11 protein-coding genes and 1 pseudogene are annotated in these 19807 nt (G+C 53.4%); 5 read left to right on the plus strand and 7 right to left on the minus strand.

Annotation, left to right across the window (positions count from 1 at the left end; translation table 11 throughout):
• Window positions 1-36 precede the first annotated feature (36 nt).
• From DUE52_RS09500 to DUE52_RS09515, 4 genes are all read right to left on the minus strand, one after another.
• On the minus strand, window positions 37-1188 hold the full coding sequence (locus DUE52_RS09500) for a DmpA family aminopeptidase (protein ID WP_229312121.1): 1152 nt from the start codon (window positions 1186-1188) through the stop codon (window positions 37-39).
• A 259-nt stretch (window positions 1189-1447) separates the two neighbouring features.
• Window positions 1448-5041, minus strand: coding sequence for a glycoside hydrolase family 9 protein (locus DUE52_RS09505; protein WP_114405748.1), 3594 nt, complete (start codon window positions 5039-5041; stop codon window positions 1448-1450).
• Window positions 5042-5324: 283 nt separating this feature from the next.
• On the minus strand, window positions 5325-8954 hold the full coding sequence (locus DUE52_RS09510) for an ABC transporter permease/M1 family aminopeptidase (RefSeq protein WP_114405749.1): 3630 nt from the start codon (window positions 8952-8954) through the stop codon (window positions 5325-5327).
• Window positions 8955-9051: 97 nt separating this feature from the next.
• Window positions 9052-9954 carry an ABC transporter ATP-binding protein gene (locus DUE52_RS09515; RefSeq protein ID WP_114405750.1) on the minus strand — a complete coding sequence of 301 codons (903 nt, stop codon included), beginning with the start codon at window positions 9952-9954 and terminating at the stop codon, window positions 9052-9054.
• Window positions 9955-10357: 403 nt separating this feature from the next.
• On the opposite strand from DUE52_RS09515, the gene DUE52_RS09520 reads away from it, so the two are divergent.
• The 3 genes from DUE52_RS09520 to DUE52_RS09530 all read left to right on the plus strand — a co-directional run bounded on the left by DUE52_RS09520 (window position 10358) and on the right by DUE52_RS09530 (window position 14421).
• Entirely contained in the window at window positions 10358-11545 is a 1188-nt protein-coding gene (locus DUE52_RS09520; protein WP_114405751.1) for a pyridoxal phosphate-dependent aminotransferase, read from the plus strand.
• A 125-nt stretch (window positions 11546-11670) separates the two neighbouring features.
• Window positions 11671-13233, plus strand: a complete 1563-nt coding sequence (locus DUE52_RS09525) for a flavin monoamine oxidase family protein (RefSeq protein ID WP_114405752.1) — start codon at window positions 11671-11673, stop codon at window positions 13231-13233.
• A 192-nt stretch (window positions 13234-13425) separates the two neighbouring features.
• Window positions 13426-14421, plus strand: a complete 996-nt coding sequence (locus DUE52_RS09530) for a Hint domain-containing protein (RefSeq protein ID WP_114405753.1) — start codon at window positions 13426-13428, stop codon at window positions 14419-14421.
• A gap of 33 nt (window positions 14422-14454) precedes the next feature.
• Here the strand turns inward: DUE52_RS09530 and DUE52_RS09535 are convergent, their stop codons facing one another.
• The 3 genes from DUE52_RS09535 to DUE52_RS09545 form a co-directional block, all read right to left on the minus strand.
• Entirely contained in the window at window positions 14455-15456 is a 1002-nt protein-coding gene (locus DUE52_RS09535; RefSeq protein WP_114405754.1) for an NADP-dependent oxidoreductase, read from the minus strand.
• A 97-nt stretch (window positions 15457-15553) separates the two neighbouring features.
• Window positions 15554-16144 carry a TetR/AcrR family transcriptional regulator gene (locus DUE52_RS09540; protein ID WP_114405755.1) on the minus strand — a complete coding sequence of 197 codons (591 nt, stop codon included), beginning with the start codon at window positions 16142-16144 and terminating at the stop codon, window positions 15554-15556.
• Between the two features lie 63 nt (window positions 16145-16207).
• Window positions 16208-16975 carry an SDR family oxidoreductase gene (locus DUE52_RS09545; RefSeq protein WP_114405756.1) on the minus strand — a complete coding sequence of 256 codons (768 nt, stop codon included), beginning with the start codon at window positions 16973-16975 and terminating at the stop codon, window positions 16208-16210.
• A gap of 617 nt (window positions 16976-17592) precedes the next feature.
• Between DUE52_RS09545 and DUE52_RS09555 the strand changes: the two genes are divergently transcribed.
• Window positions 17593-19242 carry a sulfatase family protein gene (locus DUE52_RS09555; protein ID WP_114405758.1) on the plus strand — a complete coding sequence of 550 codons (1650 nt, stop codon included), beginning with the start codon at window positions 17593-17595 and terminating at the stop codon, window positions 19240-19242.
• Between the two features lie 381 nt (window positions 19243-19623).
• Window positions 19624-19807, plus strand: a pseudogene (locus tag DUE52_RS32070) (IS110 family transposase); the annotation flags it as partial.

The following is a 19807-nucleotide window of genomic DNA, read 5'->3' on the forward strand; positions in this document are numbered from 1 at the left end:
TCATTTTACATTTAACATTCAATGTTTAAAAGGAAGCTACTTTTGTTCATTCAGCCGGTTATACTTTTTCAGAACCGCTTTCAGCCGGTCGTGGGGTAGGCCGTATACTTTGTGGTGATCGATGCCTTCCATCGTTTCGGCCGCCAGCAGCGCATTCAGAATGGCTTCTTCCGTGGCTTCAACGGTGGCTTTAAAAACCGCATCCAGACTGGATTTATCCACGGATCGGTACGTAGTCGTTTTGGTGTCGGCATCATACGTGGCTTTCTGCGTGGAGAAGGCCATGAAAATATCACCCGAGCTGTTGGTGCCGTAGGTTCCGGTGCGGGCAATGCCCAACGTCACCCGTTTGGCTACCAGATTCAGTTGGGAGGAAACGAGTGGCACGTCGGTTCCAACGATGGCGATGATCGAGCCGTCTTTTTCATTGATCACCGGCATCAAATCCGTCACTTCTTTCCCGACTGGCACCCCCGCCATCATCAGATCGTCGCGCCGACCAAAGTTGGCCTGCACCAACACACCGACCGTATAGTCCTGATTGCCAATCCGAATCATCCGGGAGGCCGTGCCGGTTCCACCCTTAAAACCGTAGCAAACCATGCCCGTTCCTCCGCCGACGTTGCCTTCCGAAACCGCCCCCGAAGTCGCACTTTCCAGCGCCTGGAAGACATGTTCTTTCTGGATGTGCAAGCCGTTGATGTCGTTCAGCAACCCGTCCCAGGTTTCGCCGACCAGGGGTAAACCGAATGAAAAATCAAGTGCCTTTTTGGTCGAAAACTGCTGGTGACACCACGCCCCGATGGCGTCGCGAACCACCCCGACACTGTTGGTGTTGGTGATGCCGACCGGCCCGAAACCGGTGCCGTAGTCGTGGAGGTAGGGAAGGCCGGTCATTTCGCCGTCGCCGTTGAAAATGAAGTAACCCGCCGGGTAAGTCCGGCCGGTTTTCCCGGTTGGCAGCACCACCGTGACACCGGTTCGGATCGGTCCTTTCCCCAACACCCATTTTCCGTTGCCCTCAATCCGGGTTTTATACCCCACCAGCACACCGGGAACGTCGGTGATTGCGTTGAATGGCCCCGGTTTGCCGTTCAGCGGAATGCCGAGGTCGCGGGCGCGCGGTTTGGTGGCTGGTTGTGAAAAAACCGTTGTGGAAAGAAGCAGAAGCAGGAAAAAAGTTTTCACGGTTTTGTGTGAATGAGGTTGGATGCTGATGAACAGATCTCCGATTCTATGGAATTGAAGCAACAAAACCAAACGAATCATCGCCTATCTTGTGATCGGTAACCACCCCTGTCACCCTGTTCTATTCAGGTCCTTCATTTTATGGAAACCATTAAACCGTTCTGTCGGTCAGGAATCATCTCTTATACGGAATGCGTTGGAGCAAAAAACGGGAGCAAGCCGTCGTTTGCTCCCGTTCAGTAGGCAGTAGGCTCGGTCCTTACTCGACCACAACCTTTTTGGTGATCAGTGTCGTTTCACCCTGCACCGAAATCAGGTAGTTCCCCGGCGCCAGTTGACCCACCGGGAACGCATACTCCGTCGTTGAAACCGTCACTGGCCGTTGCCGAAGGACGCGTCCCTGCAAATCGGTCAGTTTCAGCTCGACAGCCTCATTCGGCCGAAAACCGCTCAACGACACCCTAACGGTTGTTTGTTGCCGGTCGACCGGGTTCGGATACACCCGCACCACCGGTTTGCCGTCGGGTTCCGCCGTAGCCAGCCGGGCCGAAGAAGCCGCTGAAAGCTGAAGATTGTCCACGTAGAAAACCGAGTTGGTCGCTCCGCCCGTATCCTGAAAATAGAGGTCTTTCAGGGTAGCCGGACTGCCCAGGTTCGTGAGGGGGATGGTCACCAGCGTCCAGGCGTTGGCCGTTGGCTGAACCGTGTAGCCCTGCGAACTGCCATTGAGCGTCACCTTGAACTGCTGCCCGCCCGTGGGGCCGCCGTGTACCCAGAACTGAAGCCGGGCATACGAAGCCAGCGGAACGGCGGGTTCGGGATGGAGGTATAAACCGCCCCATCCACCGGTATACTGCAACGCCAGCGATTTGCTGCCGGCTTTCACCGGGGTGCCGTTGGCGTAATTCCGCGAAATACTCCACGACCAGTCGAGCCAGCCCGTTTTCAGGGCGTCGTCGTAAATCAGCAAACCGCCCGGTGCCGGGTCCGTCGGCGGGGGCGTGGTACTGCCGGACGAAACCAGGTGCAACTGGTCGATGTAAATCGCAGCCTGAGCGTTATTCGTAACGTCCTGAATGAAAATATCCCGCAAAGTCGATGGGTTTCCGACGGCCGAGAAGGGCACGGTGACCAGGGTCCACTGGTTTGCTTTGGGCGTAAATTCATACGATCCGCTGCTGTTGATCACCACCTGCATTCGCTGTCCGGCGTTGGGGCCACCGTGGACCCAAAACTTCAGGCTCGGGTATGTACTCAACGAAACCGCCGTTTCGGCATGGAGATACAACGCTCCCCAACCCGCCGTGTTCTGGAGAGAAAGCGATTTGGTTCCGCTGTAAACCGGCGAGGTCGCGTTGTAATTACGGGTCATGCTCCACGACCAGTCGACCCAGCCGGTTTTGAGGGCATCGTCGTAAATGATGAGCGAAGACGGTTCCGGGCCTGGATTGGTTCCCGTTACGGACACCACGGTCGTCGTCGTTGCCTGGCAGCCATTTCGTCCAACGGTCAGTGTATACGTTCCGGCGACTGTGGTCGTGACGTTCGCAATGGACGGGTTTTGGAGGGTGCTGACAAACGCATTCGGGCCTTTCCAACTGTAACTCGCTCCGTTGCCGGCTCCGGCGGCTGTTAGATTCAGCGTCTGACCAGCCGCAAGGGGGGTGTTGCTCGTCGCCGTCGCCGGGGGCAGGGCGTTGACAATGACGGTGGTCGTCACCATTTGCGCCGTTCCACCGGAAGGCGTCACCGTCAGCGAGTACGTCCCGGAAGCGGCTGTCCCGGCATTGGGGAGGGTCGGATTCGCTACCGTTGCGGTAAAACCGTTCGGTCCGCTCCACTGGAAAGTGGCCCCCGTCGGGGCGTTGGCCACGGCCAGATTGATGGTTTGGCCGCTGCAAACCGGGCTATTGCTCGACGCTGAAATCACCGGTGGGGGCGTTGTTCCGCCCGGGCTGGTGAAATACGCCACCAGAAATGTGTACCCCGCCTGGTTGTAGATGGCTGGTTCCGTGATTTCCCACGAGGGTTCCGGGTAGCTGGTGTTCCAGTTGCGGTATGCCTTCATGGCTGGTTGGTTTTTCGGAGGAGCCGACGAACCGCCGTAGTACACGTTGGGGCCACCCACCAGAAAACCGGGTGCCGGTCCGAATTGCGACGACGCCCCGTCGTAGCGCGCCGAACCATCGCGGAACCAACTGTGGTAAAACTCATCGACGCTGTTTTCTGCCCCGGCATTCGCGCCCCTGCTGCCCATATTGCTGAGGTAGGTCCAGGAGAGCGGGTTGCGTCCGTGGAAATAATGCAGATATTCTTCCGCAATTTCCTGGTAGAGCGCATTTTTGGCAGGATTGACATTCAGATCGACCGCCAGAATGGGAAGAATCGCCCACAGGGCCTTTTGCAAATTGGAGCCCCAGGAATAGTGGCCGGTCCACATGAAACCCAGGTAGGGGTCGCTTTTCTGCGTATGATACGATTCAAGGGGCCAGTCCATCGTACTTTTGAACTTGTCCCTGATCGCCGTGACAACGGCGGACGTCGCGCCGGAAGCCTTGGCGTAGACGTAGTAGGCCCGGTTGAGTTCCCAGCACAGCGACGCATCCAGATTGCCGTTCGAGAACGGATGAAAACCGTTTTCACTCGTGCCGTTTACGTCGTTGTAATGGGCATCGAAATACGATTTGTATTTGGCGGTTCCGGTGGTGGCAAACAGCTCGGCCGCAGCCGCAACCCGCCGGCGTTTGTCGTCGTTGGCGTTGGAACCCGCATCGGCAGCCGCCGTTGAAGCGCCGTCGGTTCCTGAAGCGGGCAGCATCGTTGGGTTGGCTTCCAGGTAGGTCCAGGCTTTTTCCGAAGCCGCGCGCAGGGTGTTGACATAGCCCGGATACTGACCACCGTAATTCCCGTACAGCCGGGCGGCATGGGCGGTGATGGCGGCAAAGGTCGCTGTCGACCAGGTGGTTATCGCCGTGTAATACCGGGGCTGAACGTCCGTCGCCGGATCGTCGGAACCGTTGTCATAGCTTGTCACCGTCACCCGGCTGTGAACCCCGCCGTTGTCGGCCTGCATCCGCAGCATCCAGTCCAACTCCCACTTTAGCTCGTCCAGCAGGTCCGGAACGCCGTTGCCCGACTCCGGAATGTTGGTGTTGTCAGGAAAAGCCGCGGGCCGGAGTTCATAACCGACCATGAGGTTCCACATCGTGCTGCTCAGAAACGGGATGTACTTGTTGTAGTCACCGGCATAGTACCAGCCCCCGGTCACGTTCCGTTGCGTTCCGGCCTGGGCCGAGGTGGTGTACAAGAGGGCGTTGGCGTCCTGCGTGTGGGCCGGGCCGTGGGTCCAGTTGCCGCCGTGCTGAGCCGGGATGGCCGTGCCGGACCGCTGGTAATAAAACGTCCGGGCCGATGCCTTCAGGGCGGCCGCGTAGATGTCATCACGCACCTCAAATTCGTACGAACGCAGGTTGTTCGCCGGGTCGTAGACGTAATACAGGCCGGGTGTGGTCAGGCTCGAAAAATCGCCGTGCCACGCTTTGTCACCCGAGTCGGTGTGGAGGTTTCCGTTGTTCCAGATGGTTACGTTTCCCGTCAATACCGTTGAATTGTCAGACGAGCGACGAATCTGAAACTGACTGCCCGGAGTGTAGGGTGAGCCGTTGTTCTGGCCATTGACCGGGTTGGCAAACACGACGATTTTCTTCGCCGACGGTCGCCAGCCAAACTGGTCGACGATGATCTGTTTGCTGATGGACTGGGCTCCGGCCACCGAAATGGCCAGCCATCCGGCAAAAAACCAGTGCAGTGAATGCAGGAATCCGGTTCGAAAACGCTGATTTAGTTTCCTCATGCTTTTGTTGTTTGGTGAATAAAAAGATTGAATCTGTAAAGTAGATTCCAAAACAACCAGCACTATAGAGGAAGCACGCTGAAGTGCATAATTCAGGCATTCAATTGTATATTTTACCGGCTCAGATCACTGGCGTGATTTTAGATTGCCGGACAGAAAGGCTGTATTGAAAAGAGTTGTATCGCGGAGTTAAGCGGAGGAGAATGAGTTGAGCGGAGAAAAAACTCTGCTTAACTCATTCTCCTCCGCTTAACTCTGCGATACAACCTTTTTTCTTCTAAACTTAATCCACTGGCTTCACATTGTCGTCCGACACCCGGTCGATCAGCTTGTTGTACGGATCGATGCCGGCTTTGGCGGGTTTGCCTTTCACCACGAATTCCAGTTTATGAACCCCCGGCGCTAACCACTGTTTTTTCAGATAGAGCGGCACTTTTTCCGTCATTCCCTTCTTGTTTTTCGCATCAGCCGCAAAAATCCCGATCTCGATCAGGTCTTTGGCTTTGCCCACGCCGGTTTCTTTCCCCGCCTTGTCGTAATACAGCTTTTTGGTCTGCACGGTCATCGTCACTTTGTATTGATCGTTTTTCAGCGGTTCGGCTTTGGCTTCCGTGATGCGGTTTTCGTAGAGCGTGATTTTCTCGAAATTGTCGGTCAGGAAGTAGTGCAGGGAGTCGGGCGTGGCGGCTTTGATGTAGCTATACCAGTCGCGGCTGGTCGTGAAAGGCGCTTTTTGCTGGAAGGCATCTTTCTCCACATAGTCCCGGAAAGCGCGGTTGAGCCGTTCTTCGCCGATGTAATCCTGCAAGGCAAACAGCACCACAGAGCCTTTGTCGTACCAGACGTACGCCCGCGTATCGTTGTCGAGCAGCGTTTCCTCAAACTTGTCTTCCGACGACCGCCCGCGCAAATACCGGTCGAGGCTGTATTTCAGACGCGACTGCATGATGTTGTCGCCGTAGGTCTTTTTCAGCACCATCAGCGAGGCATATTCCGCCATCGACTCCGAAATCTGGTTGGCGCCCCGCGTGTTGCTCGGCATCACCTGATGGCCCCACCACTGGTGCGCTACTTCGTGCGCGGTCACGTAATAGGCATAGTCGGTTTTGTCCGGATCGCGGAAGTCGCCCACCCAGCCGAAACTCTCGGCATAGGGCACGGTATTCGGAAACGACTGCGCAAAACCGGCGTAGCGCGGAAACTCCATGATCCGCATTTGCCGGAACTGATACGGGCTGAAATACTGGTTGTAGTAATCCATTGATGCCTTCACCGAATTCACGTACCGGTCGATGTTCAGGCCATGCGCCGGGTGGTGATACACTTCGATGTTGACGGTTTTTCCATCCGGGCCTTTCCAGACATCGCGTTTGACGGCGTAGCGGGCCGAACTGACGTTCATGAAATAGGCGATGGGCGCATCCATTTTATACTGGTAATACTTGCGCCCGTTGGCCGACCATTCCTTTTGCAGATACCCCGGCATGATCGCAATCTGGTCGGGCGCGGTGCTAACGGTGCCTTCAAACGTAATCCAGTCGCCGTCCTGCGTAAACAGAAAATTGCTGCGGCCCCAGGCGTCGGTGTAGGGCGGCTGCTGGTATTGCTTGATGGGCAAACCGAATTTTTTGCGGTATTTATCGCTGGTCAGCTCCCCGTTGGGGTTGTAGCCAAAGGTTGGAAAAATGCCCGTATCGAAAAATGTGCCGTTGTAGACCAGTTCCCGGTTCAAACCGCTGTTGGTGAATCCTTTGGGTTGGGCCGTAATCGTGATTTCCATGCGGGCCGTATCGCCGGGCTGGAGGGTTCGGGGCAGTTGGTAAATGTAATACCGGAACACCGTGTCTTTCAGCAGGATTTTCGGGTCTTTGCCGTCGATCAGCAGCGTTTTGGTTTTCGGATGATTGTATTCCGGCGAACTGAACAGCAGGTGCAGCGAATCGAGCGGGCGGGCGGTTTTGTTGACGATCGTGAAAATACCGTTAGCCGTCACGCGTCGTTCTTCCGGTACGAGGTCGATTTTTACTTTTAAATCCGTGATTTTCGGGTGCGCGACGCGTTCGTAGCGGCTGTATTTTTTCTCGTACTCGGCCTGCAATTCCCGGGTTTCGTCGGCGGTCTGGTACTTGTTCAGCACGCTCACGTTGTAGTAAATCCAGATGCCGGAACCCACAAAGATGAGCAGACAAACGACCAGTGCCATCATCGGCAAGCGGGTGAACCGCAGTTTGGCCAATCGCCAGCGGGTTTTCAGGTCGCCTTCAGAACCCCGGTTCCAGAACAGATTGCCGACAATCAACAGCGCAAAACCAAACGCCAGCCAATAGAGATTGAACCAGAGCAGCGGTTTCAGAAAATGCCCGAAACCGTTCATGTCCGAAATCCGGTAGCCGGGCGTGTAACTGTAGAAAAACAGGTTATAGTCCAGTTCCGCAAAATTCCGCAGCGCGATCAATACCACCCAGATTCCGATCGTGATGATGTGGCCCGTAAACTTGCTGTTGACCATGATGTGGACAAAAAAAGCCAGCATCAGCAGTTGCAGGTATTCGGGAAACTCGATCAGGTAGAGATCGGTAAAGTACTGGTTGAAGTCATACTGGAAATAACCTTTGACGGTTTGGTTCAACACGCCACTGACAATCACCAGATTGACCAGCAGAAAACAGATGCCGACCAGTGCCAGAAACTTCGATCCGTAGGTCACCCAGTTCGGGACGGGTAGCGCGTCGGCAATGTTGTCGAAATGGACGGCTTTGTCGCGGTGAACGCTCTCGCCGGTGTAGAAAATAATGAGAATAAAGACAAACAGAATGTAATCGAAGTCCTTTACCTCAATCATGTAATAAGTCGTCGGCAGCGACCGCGTTCCCATAATCTGGTCGGCAAACCAGCCATCCAGAAACAGAAACAACACGCCACCCATCAAAATGACCAGAAAATAAACGTCTTTGATGATGTTGCCGAATTCCAGCTTCGTTAACCGGAACAGGTGCGTGAGATAGGCCTTGGTGGAATAGATTTTCTCGGCCACGGGCAGCGTAGCGAGCGGTTTTGCTTTTTCCGTAACCCCGTCGGTTTTCGATTTCTTACCCAGTTTGATGGCCAGAAACCGCTGAAAATCAAACCGAAATACCGTGTAGAGCAGCGTCACCAACCCAATTCCGCCCCACAACAACCGGTTCAGCAGCACATTGCCTTCCAGCCCGGCGTGGAGTTCGTTCTGCTCAGCGGGTGTCCAGTATTTGGTCGCGTTCGTGAACGTATTGAGCGCAAAAGGATCGAGTAGATCGACGATGTCCTTGTTTTCCAGATCCGACGCCAGCGTGATGCCCAGCAAATAACCGATGAACAGCAGCAGACTCCCGGCATAGGTCACAAACACATTGCGGGTCAGCGCCACCAGGCTGAAAAACAGGCTTCCCGTGAAAAAGACCGTCGGAATCACGAAAACCAGCATCGGTTGCACGTAATCCCACAGCCGGATCGGGCCGTAGCGTTCCACGTTGTCGGCCAGGTTCAATACCGGCCCCAGCAGCGACCCCAGCACGATACCGACGCAGGCGCAGCTCATGATGGCGATCAGGATGAGAAACGAACCCAGATACCGCCCCAGCAGGTAGCCGCGTTCGCTAATGGGGTAGGAGAAGAAGTAGGAGCGGGTGTTGTGTTCGATGTCGCGGTACACCGGCACGCCCATCACTGCCGAACTCATCATGGTGGCGAAAACACTCATGAGAATCAGCAGGTACGAAATGGCGTAGGGCGAGTTGACATTCGCTTTTTCGGAAGCCGGGCCGTTGCCGTAAATCAGGATCAGAAAGGCGTATAAAAACAGGAGCAGGCCGTATAAATACGTGGCCGGACGCTTCAGTCGATACTTCAGTTCAAACGTAAAGATGTTCCAAAACATAAGGAGTTAAGAATTAAGAGTTAAGAATGAAGAGTTATGACGGAGCCGCCCATTACGTCGGCTAACGCATTTATTTTTAACTTTTAATTTTTAACTCTTAACTCATCACTCTTAACTCCTGATGGCTGGTGATTTTGGAGAAGTAGACGTCTTCCAGGTCGGCTTCGACGGGATCAAAACCGAGTTGCGGACTGTCGCTGTAAATGTGAATCTGGGTTCTTCCGCCCTTGAGTTGCGTCGAAATGACCTGGTGGTTGGCCTTGTAATTGTCCAGTTCGGGTTTTTCGATGATTTTGCGCCAGATTTTTCCCTGAATGGCGGCCACGAGGTCGGCGGGGTGTCCCTGGGCGATGACGTTGCCGAGGCTGATGATGGCCATGTCGGAGCAAAGGTTGGTGACGTCTTCCACGATGTGGGTGGAGAGAATGACGACGGTATTTTCACCGATTTCCGACAGCAGGTTGTGGAAGCGGTTGCGCTCGGCGGGGTCCAGACCGGCGGTGGGTTCATCGACAATAATCAGGCTGGGGTTGCCAATCAGGGCCTGGGCGATGCCAAACCGCTGTTTCATCCCGCCCGAAAACGTGCCTAAATTCTTCTTTTTAACGTGGGATAGATTGACTTTTTCGAGCAGGGCATCGACGATCAGTTTGCGTTCCCGGCTGTTGCTGATACCTTTCAGGCTGGCGATGTGGTCGAGCATGGTTTCGGCCGACACTTTCGGATAGACGCCAAATTCCTGCGGCAGATACCCAAGAACCCGCCGGATGCTGTCTTTCTGGCGAATCACATCGATGGTACCCATGGGGGTGTCTTCCAGCAGAATCTGGCCGCTGTCGGCTTCCTGCAGAGTGGCGATGGTGCGCATCAGTGAGGACTTGCCCGCGCCATTCGGCCCCAACAGCCCAAACATGCCCTGCGGGATGGTCAGGGTAACGTCGTGCAGGGCTTTGACCCCATTTGAATAGGTCTTATTCAAATCCTGAATCGTAAGTTTCATTCCGGAAAATTTTAGGTTGTGTAGCTGAAAACCGGGTCGGTGGATACGCTTTTCGAGTAGGCAGTAAGTATATCAAATATTCGGCATTATTCATCTTGCGGTACTAAATCTTTCTACGCACTTTTTTGGGGAAATTACGTATTTTGAGGCTTCAACAGCCGAAATACTAGAAGTTTAATTATGAACCAATTTATGATGATTTTATAATTATTCTGACAAAACAAGTTTGATTTTTAATTAATAAGTAGGAATAATTATAAAAAGAATATAAATCTACTTTCATTCAGAAAGCATTTTAGAAATTTTGACTATTTTTGAAATAACGAAATTGGATTTGGCTTTATTCGGAAATAATAAAATCTTATCGTAGTTTAGTACAAAAACTTACCAACTCTACGAAATCATGGATCACCCCATCACCCGCAGGAATTTGTTACGCACCGGTGCGCTGTTCACCGCCGGATTATCCCTGAGCCGGACTTCTCTGGGTCGGGAGGTATGGAACCCGGTTGCCGCCAATGCCCTGCATGAACAAACACTCATCAATGAGTTTGCTCAACTGGGCCGGGAAATGCCGAAGCTGAAGGCCCGCATTGCGTTCAACGAAAACCCCCACGGAATTTCCTCAAAAGCCAAAGAGGCCATTCTGAAGGCCGTCGAAACCAGCAACCGGTATGCGATGTTCGAAGGCCAGGAATTGAAACAACTGATTGCCGCCCGCGAAGGGGTTAAACCCGAAAACATCATGCTCTCGGCCGGGTCGTCGGAATTGCTGACGGCGATGGCGGTTTATTTTACCGGTAGCGCGGCCAAAGGCGCAGGCGGAACCATCCTGACCAGCCAGTTTACCTACGACGATTTTCTGGGATGCGCGAAGAAGTTCGGTGCCAAAATTGAAGCCGTTCCGCTGACGAAAGAATACCGCTACGACCTGGCGGCTATGAAGGCTAAAATCACGCCGGATACGAAGCTTGTCTACATTTGCAACCCCAATAATCCGACCGGCACGGTGGTTCCGGCGGCCGAACTGGTGGCTTTCTGCAAAGAGGTTTCGCCGAAACTCCCCGTCTTCATCGATGAAGCCTACATCGATTTTCTGAAACCCGAAGACCGCCCGGCCCTGCCGAAGCTCGTGGCCGAAGGACACAACGTGTTCCTGACCCGGACGTTCTCCAAAATCCACGGTTTTGCCGGTTTGCGGTTGGGCTACGCCATCGGTCCCGAAAAATTCCTGATCGAACTCCAGAACTATTCCCGGGGTGAATGGAACCCGAGTGTTACCACCCTGAAAGCCGGAATTGCCAGCTACCAGGATCTGGAATGGCAGAACTTCTGCCGCACCGAAAACGACAAAGCCCGCGAATTGCTCTATAAAGGCCTGAAAGAGAAGGGCTACGAATACGTTCCCTCGTATGCCAACTTCGTGTTGTTCCCGATTCGGATGAAAACTAAAACCTTCGAAAAGGAGATGTTTGGCAACGGCATTCTGACCTCAACCCGCGAACACAACGCCCAGCCCTACTGCCGTGTCAGCATCGGCACGGTCGACGAAATGGGGATGTTTATGGATGTCTTTAAGAAAATTGCCTGATAGAGTTAAGAGTTAAAAGTTAAAAATTAAAAGTAGGCCGCCCTGCGCGGTTGGCTGACGCGTTTGACTGCCGGTCAGTTTTTTTAACTCTTAACTTTTAATTCTTAACTTTTAACTGATTCAGAATGACCCGACGTAATTTTATTGAATCAACCGGAGCGACCTATGCTAGCTTGCTGGCCTGGGGACTGCTGAAACCGGCTCCCGCCGAAGCGTTTGATTTGCCGGCCAATGGCCTGAAAGAGGGAAAAGCCCGCAAAGTGGTGATTCTGGGGGCGGGTTTGGCCGGTTTGACCACGGCCTACGAACTTGGCAAACTAGGCTACGACTGCACGGTGCTCGAAGCCCGCGGCCGTTCCGGTGGCCGGGTCTGGACGGTTCGCGGAGGAACGAAGGAAACAGAAATTGGCGGCACCGAACAGGTTTGCAAGTTCGTTGACGGTCAATACTTTAACGGCGGAGCCGCCCGGATTCCCCACAACCATCAACTGACGTTGCACTATTGCCGTGAACTGGGCGTGCCGCTAGAAATTTTCAATGGCTCCAACGAATCGGCCTGGCTCTACAACGACGGCGGTACGGGCGCGCTGGCCAACAAACGGATGCGCATCCGGGAATACCACAGTGACCTGCGTGGCTACACGAGCGAGTTGCTGGCGAAAGCCCTGGATCAATCTTCGCTCGACCAGCAGTTGACGAAAGAAGACGTTGAAAAGCTGATCGACTTTCTGAAAAATGAAGGGGATTTGAATACCGGCAAGCTCTATAAAGGCACCAACCGCCGGGGCTACAAAACCATGCCCGGTGCGGGTTCGATGCCCGGTGATCTCGAAGACCCGTACGGCCTGACGGAATACCTGCGTTCGGGCTACATGCAACCGGTTTTTTACAACAATGGCGATTACACGTTCGAGCAGCATTCGACGCTGTTGCAACCCGTGGGCGGAATGGATGCCATTCCGAAGGCATTGGAAAAAAAGCTGGCCGGAAAAATCCAGTTCAATGCGCCGGTGAAAGAGCTGCGAAAAACAGAGAATGGCGTTCGGGTGGTTTATCAGAAAGATGGCAAACCGACCGAGCTAACGGCGGAATTCTGCGTCTGTACGCTGCCGCTGCCCATCCTGAAAAAGATTGAGTCCGATCTGTCACCGATGGTCAAACGGTCGGCGGATTTTATTCCCTATATGAAAACCGGTAAAATCGGTCTGCAATTCAAACGGCGGTTTTGGGAAGAAGACGATGCGATTTACGGCGGAATTTCCCGTACCAACATGGATATCAACCAGATCTGGTATCCATCGTTCGGTCTGATGGGTAAGAAAGGCGTCTTGATCGGGTATTATAATTTCTATACCCGGGCGGGTGCCGTGGGGGATATGTCGCTGGCCGCCCGCGAAAAAATGGCGCTGGAGCAGGGCTATAAACTTCATCCGCAGTACCCGCAGGAGTTTGAAAATTCGTTTTCGCTGGCCTGGCAAAAAATCCCGCACAATGAAGGCGGCTGGGCGCTGTATGACGATGCCGTACGGAAAAAGTACTATCCGTCGCTGCTCGAACCAGATGGGAACATCTACTTTGCCGGGGAGCATACCACGTACCTGACGGCCTGGATGGCGGGAGCGTTCACCTCCGCCCGGCGCGTGGTCGATTCGCTGCATGCTCGTGTTGGCGAGTACACGAAGAAATAATTTGATGCCCCTAAATCCCCTGAAGGACGGTCGGCCGCTGCCGGACTTTTAGCATCCGAAGGATTCCGCGTCCAAGTCCGGCAGCGGCCGACCGTCCTTTAGGGGATTTAGGGGCAGAAATGTAAGACCGGGTTACCTGAGAAAATAAGAAATATCGACTATTGAATAACGAATGTTGAATATCGAACTGCTATGAAAACTAACCTACTTCGTCAATGTCTTCTGGTTTGTTGCGTGATCGTCGCGCAACTGGTTTCTTCCCGCGTTTGGGCGCAAACCGCTTCCATGTCGCTGGATCAACTGAAAGCCGTCAAGGCCATTAAAATCGGGAATCTGGAAAAAGATACTTACTTCAAATCCGGTGATTTCATTCTGGATCGCTACGAAGAACGCCCCGCCTACGTCTTCAATTACAGCGATGGGATTCCCCGGAAAATCTATCTGTACAAAGTGTTCACGGCTGCCGATACCAAAGAACTGGGTTTGCTGGCGATTTATGAAAATGGAAAAACCAAAGAAACTAAGCCGTTCGTGATTCCCGGTGCCAGTGCCGACCGCAAGGCCTGGGATGCCTACATCGACGATCTGAAGTATGTGGGTGAAAAAGAAGCCGGACTGATGTCGGCGCTCGGTTTTGTGCTTTCCCGCGAAATGGCCCTGCTGATGGGCGGTGGTGGTGCGAAAGAAGAAGGCGGTGACAAGAAGAAGGAAGAATACAATTTCTGCTTCCCAGCCGATGCCATTGTGACCCTGACCGACCGCCAGACGAAAGCCATCGCGGAAATAAAAGCCGGTGATGAAGTGCTGGCTTACGATGCCAAAAACCGCCTGCTGGTTCCGGCACGGGTGCAGGAAGTGACCATCCACGCGAAACCCAATCTGGCCATCGCCGGGGTTTGGATGACGCCGGTTCAGGACCTTTCGGCCAGCAATTCGGCTGCATTGACCAAGCCGGTTTTGCTGGAAGCGACCGCCAACCACCCCATTCAAACCGCAACCGGAGCGAAAAAGCTGGGTGACCTGCGCAACGGCGACGTGCTCTACCGTTTCGATGGCGCCACCCGCTCGGTGTCGGCCTGGAAAGTTTCCGCCGTTCAGAATACGGTTCGCACGGTTGACCAAGTCTACAACCTGACGACGGACAAAGGGAGCTACCTCATCAACGACGTCGTTGTTCTGGATAAATAAAGTTTAGGGTCGTTTGGCCGGAAAGCGCGCGGGCTACGTTACTTTGATGACAACCTTGCCCCTGGCCCGTCCGCTTTCCACGTAAGCCAGGGCTTCATTGGCCTCATTAAACGGAAATACCTTGTCCATCACCGGGCGTATCATCTTATCATCGATGAGCCTGGTGATTTTGGCAAGCTGGCTTCCCTCGGCTCGCATAAACAGGAAGGAATAAGTCACGCCGAGGGCTTTTGCTTTGCGTTTGGTGGCGTAACTCAGGAAGAACATCACCATTTTCAATAGCCAGTTTAAGCCGATCTCTTTGGCAAATTCAGGATCGGGCGGGCCGGCGATGGAAATGAGTTTGCCGCCGGGCCGCAGCACCCGCAGTGATTTCTCCAGTGTGGCGGCATCCTGGCTGTTGAGCACCAAATCATACTGGCTGAGGATGCTTTCGAAATCCTGTGTTTTGTAGTCGATTACCACATCGGCCCCCAGGCTCTTTACCAGTTCAATGTTGGCTGCGCTGGTGGTGGTGGCTACGGTTGCGCCCAGGTGTTTGGCCAGTTGGATCGCAAAGGTGCCGACTCCGCCCGAACCGGCTTGAATGAACACTTTTTGACCTTTTTTCAGGTTGCCTTTTTCAACCAGGGCCTGCCAGGCCGTCAAGCCCACCAGTGGAATCGACGCAGCCTCTTCCATCGACAGCGATGTGGGCATGATGGCGACGTCGGCTTCGTCTATGGTGATGAATTCGGCAAACGTACCAATGTGGTAATCGGCGGGGCGGGCGTAGATGTTGTCGCCAACCTTGAAATTTTTCACCTTCACACCCACTTCGACAACTACACCTGCCACGTCATGGCCCATGATGAGTGGTAATTTGTAGGGGAGCATGGCTTTGAACTCACCCACTTTGATTTTGGAATCCAGCAAATTGACGCCGGCGGCATGGATTTTAACCAATACGTCATTTTCCCGCAGTTTCGGCTCCGGCATCTCACCGAAACGCATGGGTTCCTTTTTGTTATATCGATCAATGAAAAAAGCTTTCATGCTGTAGTAGGTGTTAGTTTTGAAATGGGAAGGATGCTGGTTTACAGTTAGTTCTGATTCATTTTAGACTTTTTGGTCTATTTTGTGATAAATTTTTTTATAGAGCATAACGCTCCAGTTCTGCTTTCAAACTTTTGATCAGACTGATCATCGGTTGAGCGGTATTCATTGCTCGGCACATGATGACCCCACCTTCTACAGCGGCCACCATGTGGAAAGCATAAACAACCGGATCAAGTTTAGTCGAAAATTCCCCATTCTCAATACCCTGTTTCAGGATAGCAACCGCCATCTCCTGCCCCCTGGTGATAACAGCCGCCACCTTTTTTTTAATGATCGGGTGCGTATCATCCGATTCTACTGCCATGTTGAAAATGGGGCAACCCCCACGGATGTACGTATTCAGGGGATCGGTGTACAAGTCAAGAAAAGCGAAGATTTTGGCTTTGGCGGTATCAGCCTGCCCAATCGTAGTCAAAATTTTTTCCGTCATTTTTGAGAGCAGCAGGTCAATGACCTGAACTGAAAGGTCTTCCTTGTTCTCAAAATGGCCATACAGACACCCTTTAGCTACTTTGGTGGCAGCAAGCACGTCGTCAATGTGAACACCAGCGACACCTCTTTCATTGAACAGTGGCGCTGCGGTTTCCAGAATAAATTGCTTGGTTCGTTCAGCTTTCGTAAGCATGATGCAAAAATAGACTTTTTGGTCTATTTTTGCATCATGCTGGTATTTATTTATTTACCATCACTACATCCCCCAGACCGTCATCCCGCCATCCACCGCAATCGTCTGACCGGTGATGTAACCCGCTGCGGGCAGGCACAGAAAAGCGACGGTGGCGGCTACTTCTTCTACTTTTCCGACGCGACCCATCGGCGTTCTTTTCAGAATTCCTGCCAGTTTTTCGGGATTGTCCAGCACCGGTGCCGCCAGGGGCGTGTAGATGTACCAGGGCGCGACCACATTGGTTCTGATGCCGTCCGTGGCCCACTCGACGGCCAGGTTTTTTGCCAGTTGGTGCAGGGCCGCTTTGGTCATGCCGTAAATGGAACCGCTGCTGGTGTGCGTCAGCCCCGACACGGACGAAACAAACACAATACTGCCTTTTCCCGACGCTTTTAGGAGTGGATAAACCGCCTTGGAAAGTTCGTAGCCCGCCCGCAGGTTGGTGTTCAGAAGAATATCGAATTCGTCCGTTGTGTAGTCGATGGTGGGTTTTCGGATGTTCGTACCGGCGTTGTTGATTAGGATATCCAGGCTTCCCCAGCGGTTTTGGACGGTTTCGGCCACGTGCTGCACCGCCCCCGGCTGGCTGATGTCGGCGGCCAGACCATCGACCGAAAAACCGTTCTGCCGGTGTTCAGCCAGTTTTTGCTGCAATACATCGTTATCACGGGCCACGATAAACACCTCCGCGCCCAGTTCCAGCAGTTGGTTTACGATCGCTTCGCCAATGCCTTTGGTTCCGCCCGTCACCAGGGCGCGGGAGCCGGTAAGTTTCCAGAAAGAATTCATGTTGCGTGTTTGATTACAGGTTGGTGATCGTCCCTCTCCGTTTGCAAGAAAGGAACCTTTGCCGGTTTTTCTATAGATGGGGAAATTTCTTTTCCAGGGATTATTGGAATTGATTGAGAATCAACAATCAGTACTGTATGAAGGATTTAAAATGATTGGTAAACCGTTTTTCCTTCCCTTTTTTCTTCCCTTTTTTGGTCACGATTTTTGCAAACGCTTGTCGATGCTAACGCAAATGAGGGATGGTTGGCCGCGTAGCGGACGGATGTTTGTAGCCACAGTGTGCCATCAAAAAAGCCCGCGTGCCTTTGGGTACGCAATCACCTGCACCTGCCTGTTGCGTACCCAAAGGCACGCGGGAGGAACCGGGTAGTCTTTTCGTTACAAACATCCGTCCGCTACGCGGCCAACCACCCCTCATTCGCGTTACAGCATCAGAAAAAACCGTTCTAAAGATCGTTCTACGCCAATAGCCAAAGAGGGTGGAAAAAAAAGCATCCTTCGTACACTACTGATCAACAATGCAAAATGATAAACGCTACATGTAAAAGTCATTAATTGCGGAATACATTTGCATTTGGCGTTTATCATTTTGCATTGTTGATTGATTCCCTTCCATGAAAAACTACCCGACCCTTGCTCTGTTTGTCCTCGTCAGCCTTTTTGGTTTGGGCCTGGTGTTGCGCCCGGCCCACCAAACGCCCGAATCGCCCAATATACTCTGGATCACCTGCGAAGATATGTCGCCCCACCTCGGCGCGTTCGGCGATCGGGTGGTGAAAACGCCGAACCTCGATCGGCTGGCGGCCGAAGGAGTCCGGTATTCGCGGGTATACTCCACCGCCGGGGTGTGTGCGCCCAGCCGGTCGGCTCTCATCACGGGCATGTACCAGACCTCGATCGGAACGCAACACATGCGAACGCTTCAGGCTGATCCATTTCCGCACAAATCGTCGCCGGTCAAATCGTATTCCGCCGTGCTACCCGAGGAGGTGCGTTGCTTCCCCGAATATTTGCGAAAATCGGGGTATTATACAACGAACAACGAAAAGCAGGATTACCAGTTTGTGCCGCCCGTGACGGTTTGGGATGAGAGCAGCCGGAAAGCCCACTGGCGAAACCGCCCGGCCCATAAACCCTTCTTTTCAATTTTTAATCTGGTGATCACGCACGAGTCGCAGATCTGGGCGCGGGACAGGGAAACGCTGCTGGTTCGGCCAGAAGACGTAACCGTACCGGTGTATTATCCCGATACCAAAACCGTTCGGCACGACATCGCCCGGCATTTGTCCAACGTCATGCGCATGGATTCCATCGTGGGAACAATCCTGCAGCAACTCAAGGAGGACGGACTCTACGACAACACCATCATCTTCTTTTATTCCGACCACGGCGACGGTCTGCCTTTCGTGAAACGGGAGGTGTATGACCGGGGATTGCGCGTGCCGATGATTGTCCGGATTCCGGAAAAATTTCGTGTAAATGGTTCCAAACCAGCCGGGAGTACTGATGACCAGCTTGTTAGCTTTGTCGATCTGGCACCAACGATTCTTTCCCTGGCGAATATTCCCCTGCCGGGCTACTTGCAGGGACAGGCGTTTTTAGGGCCGAAAAAGGCCGCAACACCCCGGAAATACATTTTTGCGGGTCGCGATCGCATGGATACCGAACTCGACCGGGTGCGGGCCGTGGGCGATGGCCGGTACAAATACTACCGCAACTACATGCCCGAAAAACCGTATTATCAGAACATCAACTACCGGCGGGGCATTCCGATGATGAAGGAATTACTACAGTTGCGGGATGATGGTAAACTGAATGCGACGCAACAACTGTGGTTTCGGAAAACGAAACCGGAGGAAGAATTGTGCGATACCCGGACCGATCCGAACGAGTTTACCAATCTGGCCACCCAGCCCGCTTACCGGGCCAAATTACAGGAGTTGCGCGCTCAGATGGATGCCTGGCTGAAAAAGGTGGGGGACAAAGGGGCGTTGTCTGAAGCTGAAATGCTGAAACAGATGTGGAACGGCAATTCTGAGCCGCCACAAACCGCTGATCCTGAGCTGGTTAAGTCGGGAAATGCCGTTACCCTTCGTTGCGCCACGCCGGGGGCTTCAATCGGGTATGTGCTGAAACGGGGTGCTGACCAGCCCAGCGTCTGGCAGGTTTATGCCGGAAAACCGCTTCCCGTTCAACCGGGCGACTCGCTGCGGGTGGTGGCCCACCGGATTGGGTATTTGCCGAGCCGGGAAGTGAAATTATAAACGGACGGTCTATTCCGAAGTAATTTTCATCAACGGACTGAGTCGTCGCGGTTTTCATCAATGAACCGCGCCGTTTTTCGCCCCGTAGGGGCCCAACAGCATAGCGTCGGTAGAAGACACGGAATTCCCATGTTTCCGCGTGCCTTTCATACCTTTGTTCGACACCCTCTTTGATTACCATTAACCGAATTATCTTTGGTAGTCACTCGGCTAAGCGGTGGGGGATGGATAAAAACAGCAGTGCCTTAGGTGCTTCACACCGTTACCTATGTGTGTTCCCATCCCCCTGCTTTAACCTACACCGGACAGTTTGGTAGGCCTCGAGCCTGTGTGCATGATGAAGGTGCGGTTAAAGCCCACTTAGCCCTAAACCTAATCACAATGATAACAAATTACATCGGAATCGACATGGCGGCTCGCTCCTTCGTTTCAGCCCGTCCCACGCCCGCTGCCAGCTATCAGGTCCAACAGTGGGACTACCAGACGCCCCAACAGATTGCCCACTTCGTCGACAGTCTCAATCCACAGACCGATCACTGTGTGTTGGAAGCGACTGGTAACTACC

Source organism: Larkinella punicea (genome assembly GCF_003334855.1).
GTDB classification, from domain to species: Bacteria; Bacteroidota; Bacteroidia; order Cytophagales; family Spirosomataceae; genus Larkinella; species Larkinella punicea.

Coding starts and splice junctions, on each gene's coding strand:
- DUE52_RS09505 (WP_114405748.1), bottom strand. CDS start 5,041: ATGAGGAAACTAAATCAGCGTTTTCGAACCGGATTCCTGCATTCACTG.
- DUE52_RS09510 (WP_114405749.1), bottom strand. CDS start 8,954: ATGTTTTGGAACATCTTTACGTTTGAACTGAAGTATCGACTGAAGCGT.
- DUE52_RS09515 (WP_114405750.1), bottom strand. CDS start 9,954: ATGAAACTTACGATTCAGGATTTGAATAAGACCTATTCAAATGGGGTC.
- DUE52_RS09520 (WP_114405751.1), top strand. CDS start 10,358: ATGGATCACCCCATCACCCGCAGGAATTTGTTACGCACCGGTGCGCTG.
- DUE52_RS09525 (WP_114405752.1), top strand. CDS start 11,671: ATGACCCGACGTAATTTTATTGAATCAACCGGAGCGACCTATGCTAGC.
- DUE52_RS09530 (WP_114405753.1), top strand. CDS start 13,426: ATGAAAACTAACCTACTTCGTCAATGTCTTCTGGTTTGTTGCGTGATC.
- DUE52_RS09535 (WP_114405754.1), bottom strand. CDS start 15,456: ATGAAAGCTTTTTTCATTGATCGATATAACAAAAAGGAACCCATGCGT.
- DUE52_RS09540 (WP_114405755.1), bottom strand. CDS start 16,144: ATGCTTACGAAAGCTGAACGAACCAAGCAATTTATTCTGGAAACCGCA.
- DUE52_RS09545 (WP_114405756.1), bottom strand. CDS start 16,975: ATGAATTCTTTCTGGAAACTTACCGGCTCCCGCGCCCTGGTGACGGGC.
- DUE52_RS09555 (WP_114405758.1), top strand. CDS start 17,593: ATGAAAAACTACCCGACCCTTGCTCTGTTTGTCCTCGTCAGCCTTTTT.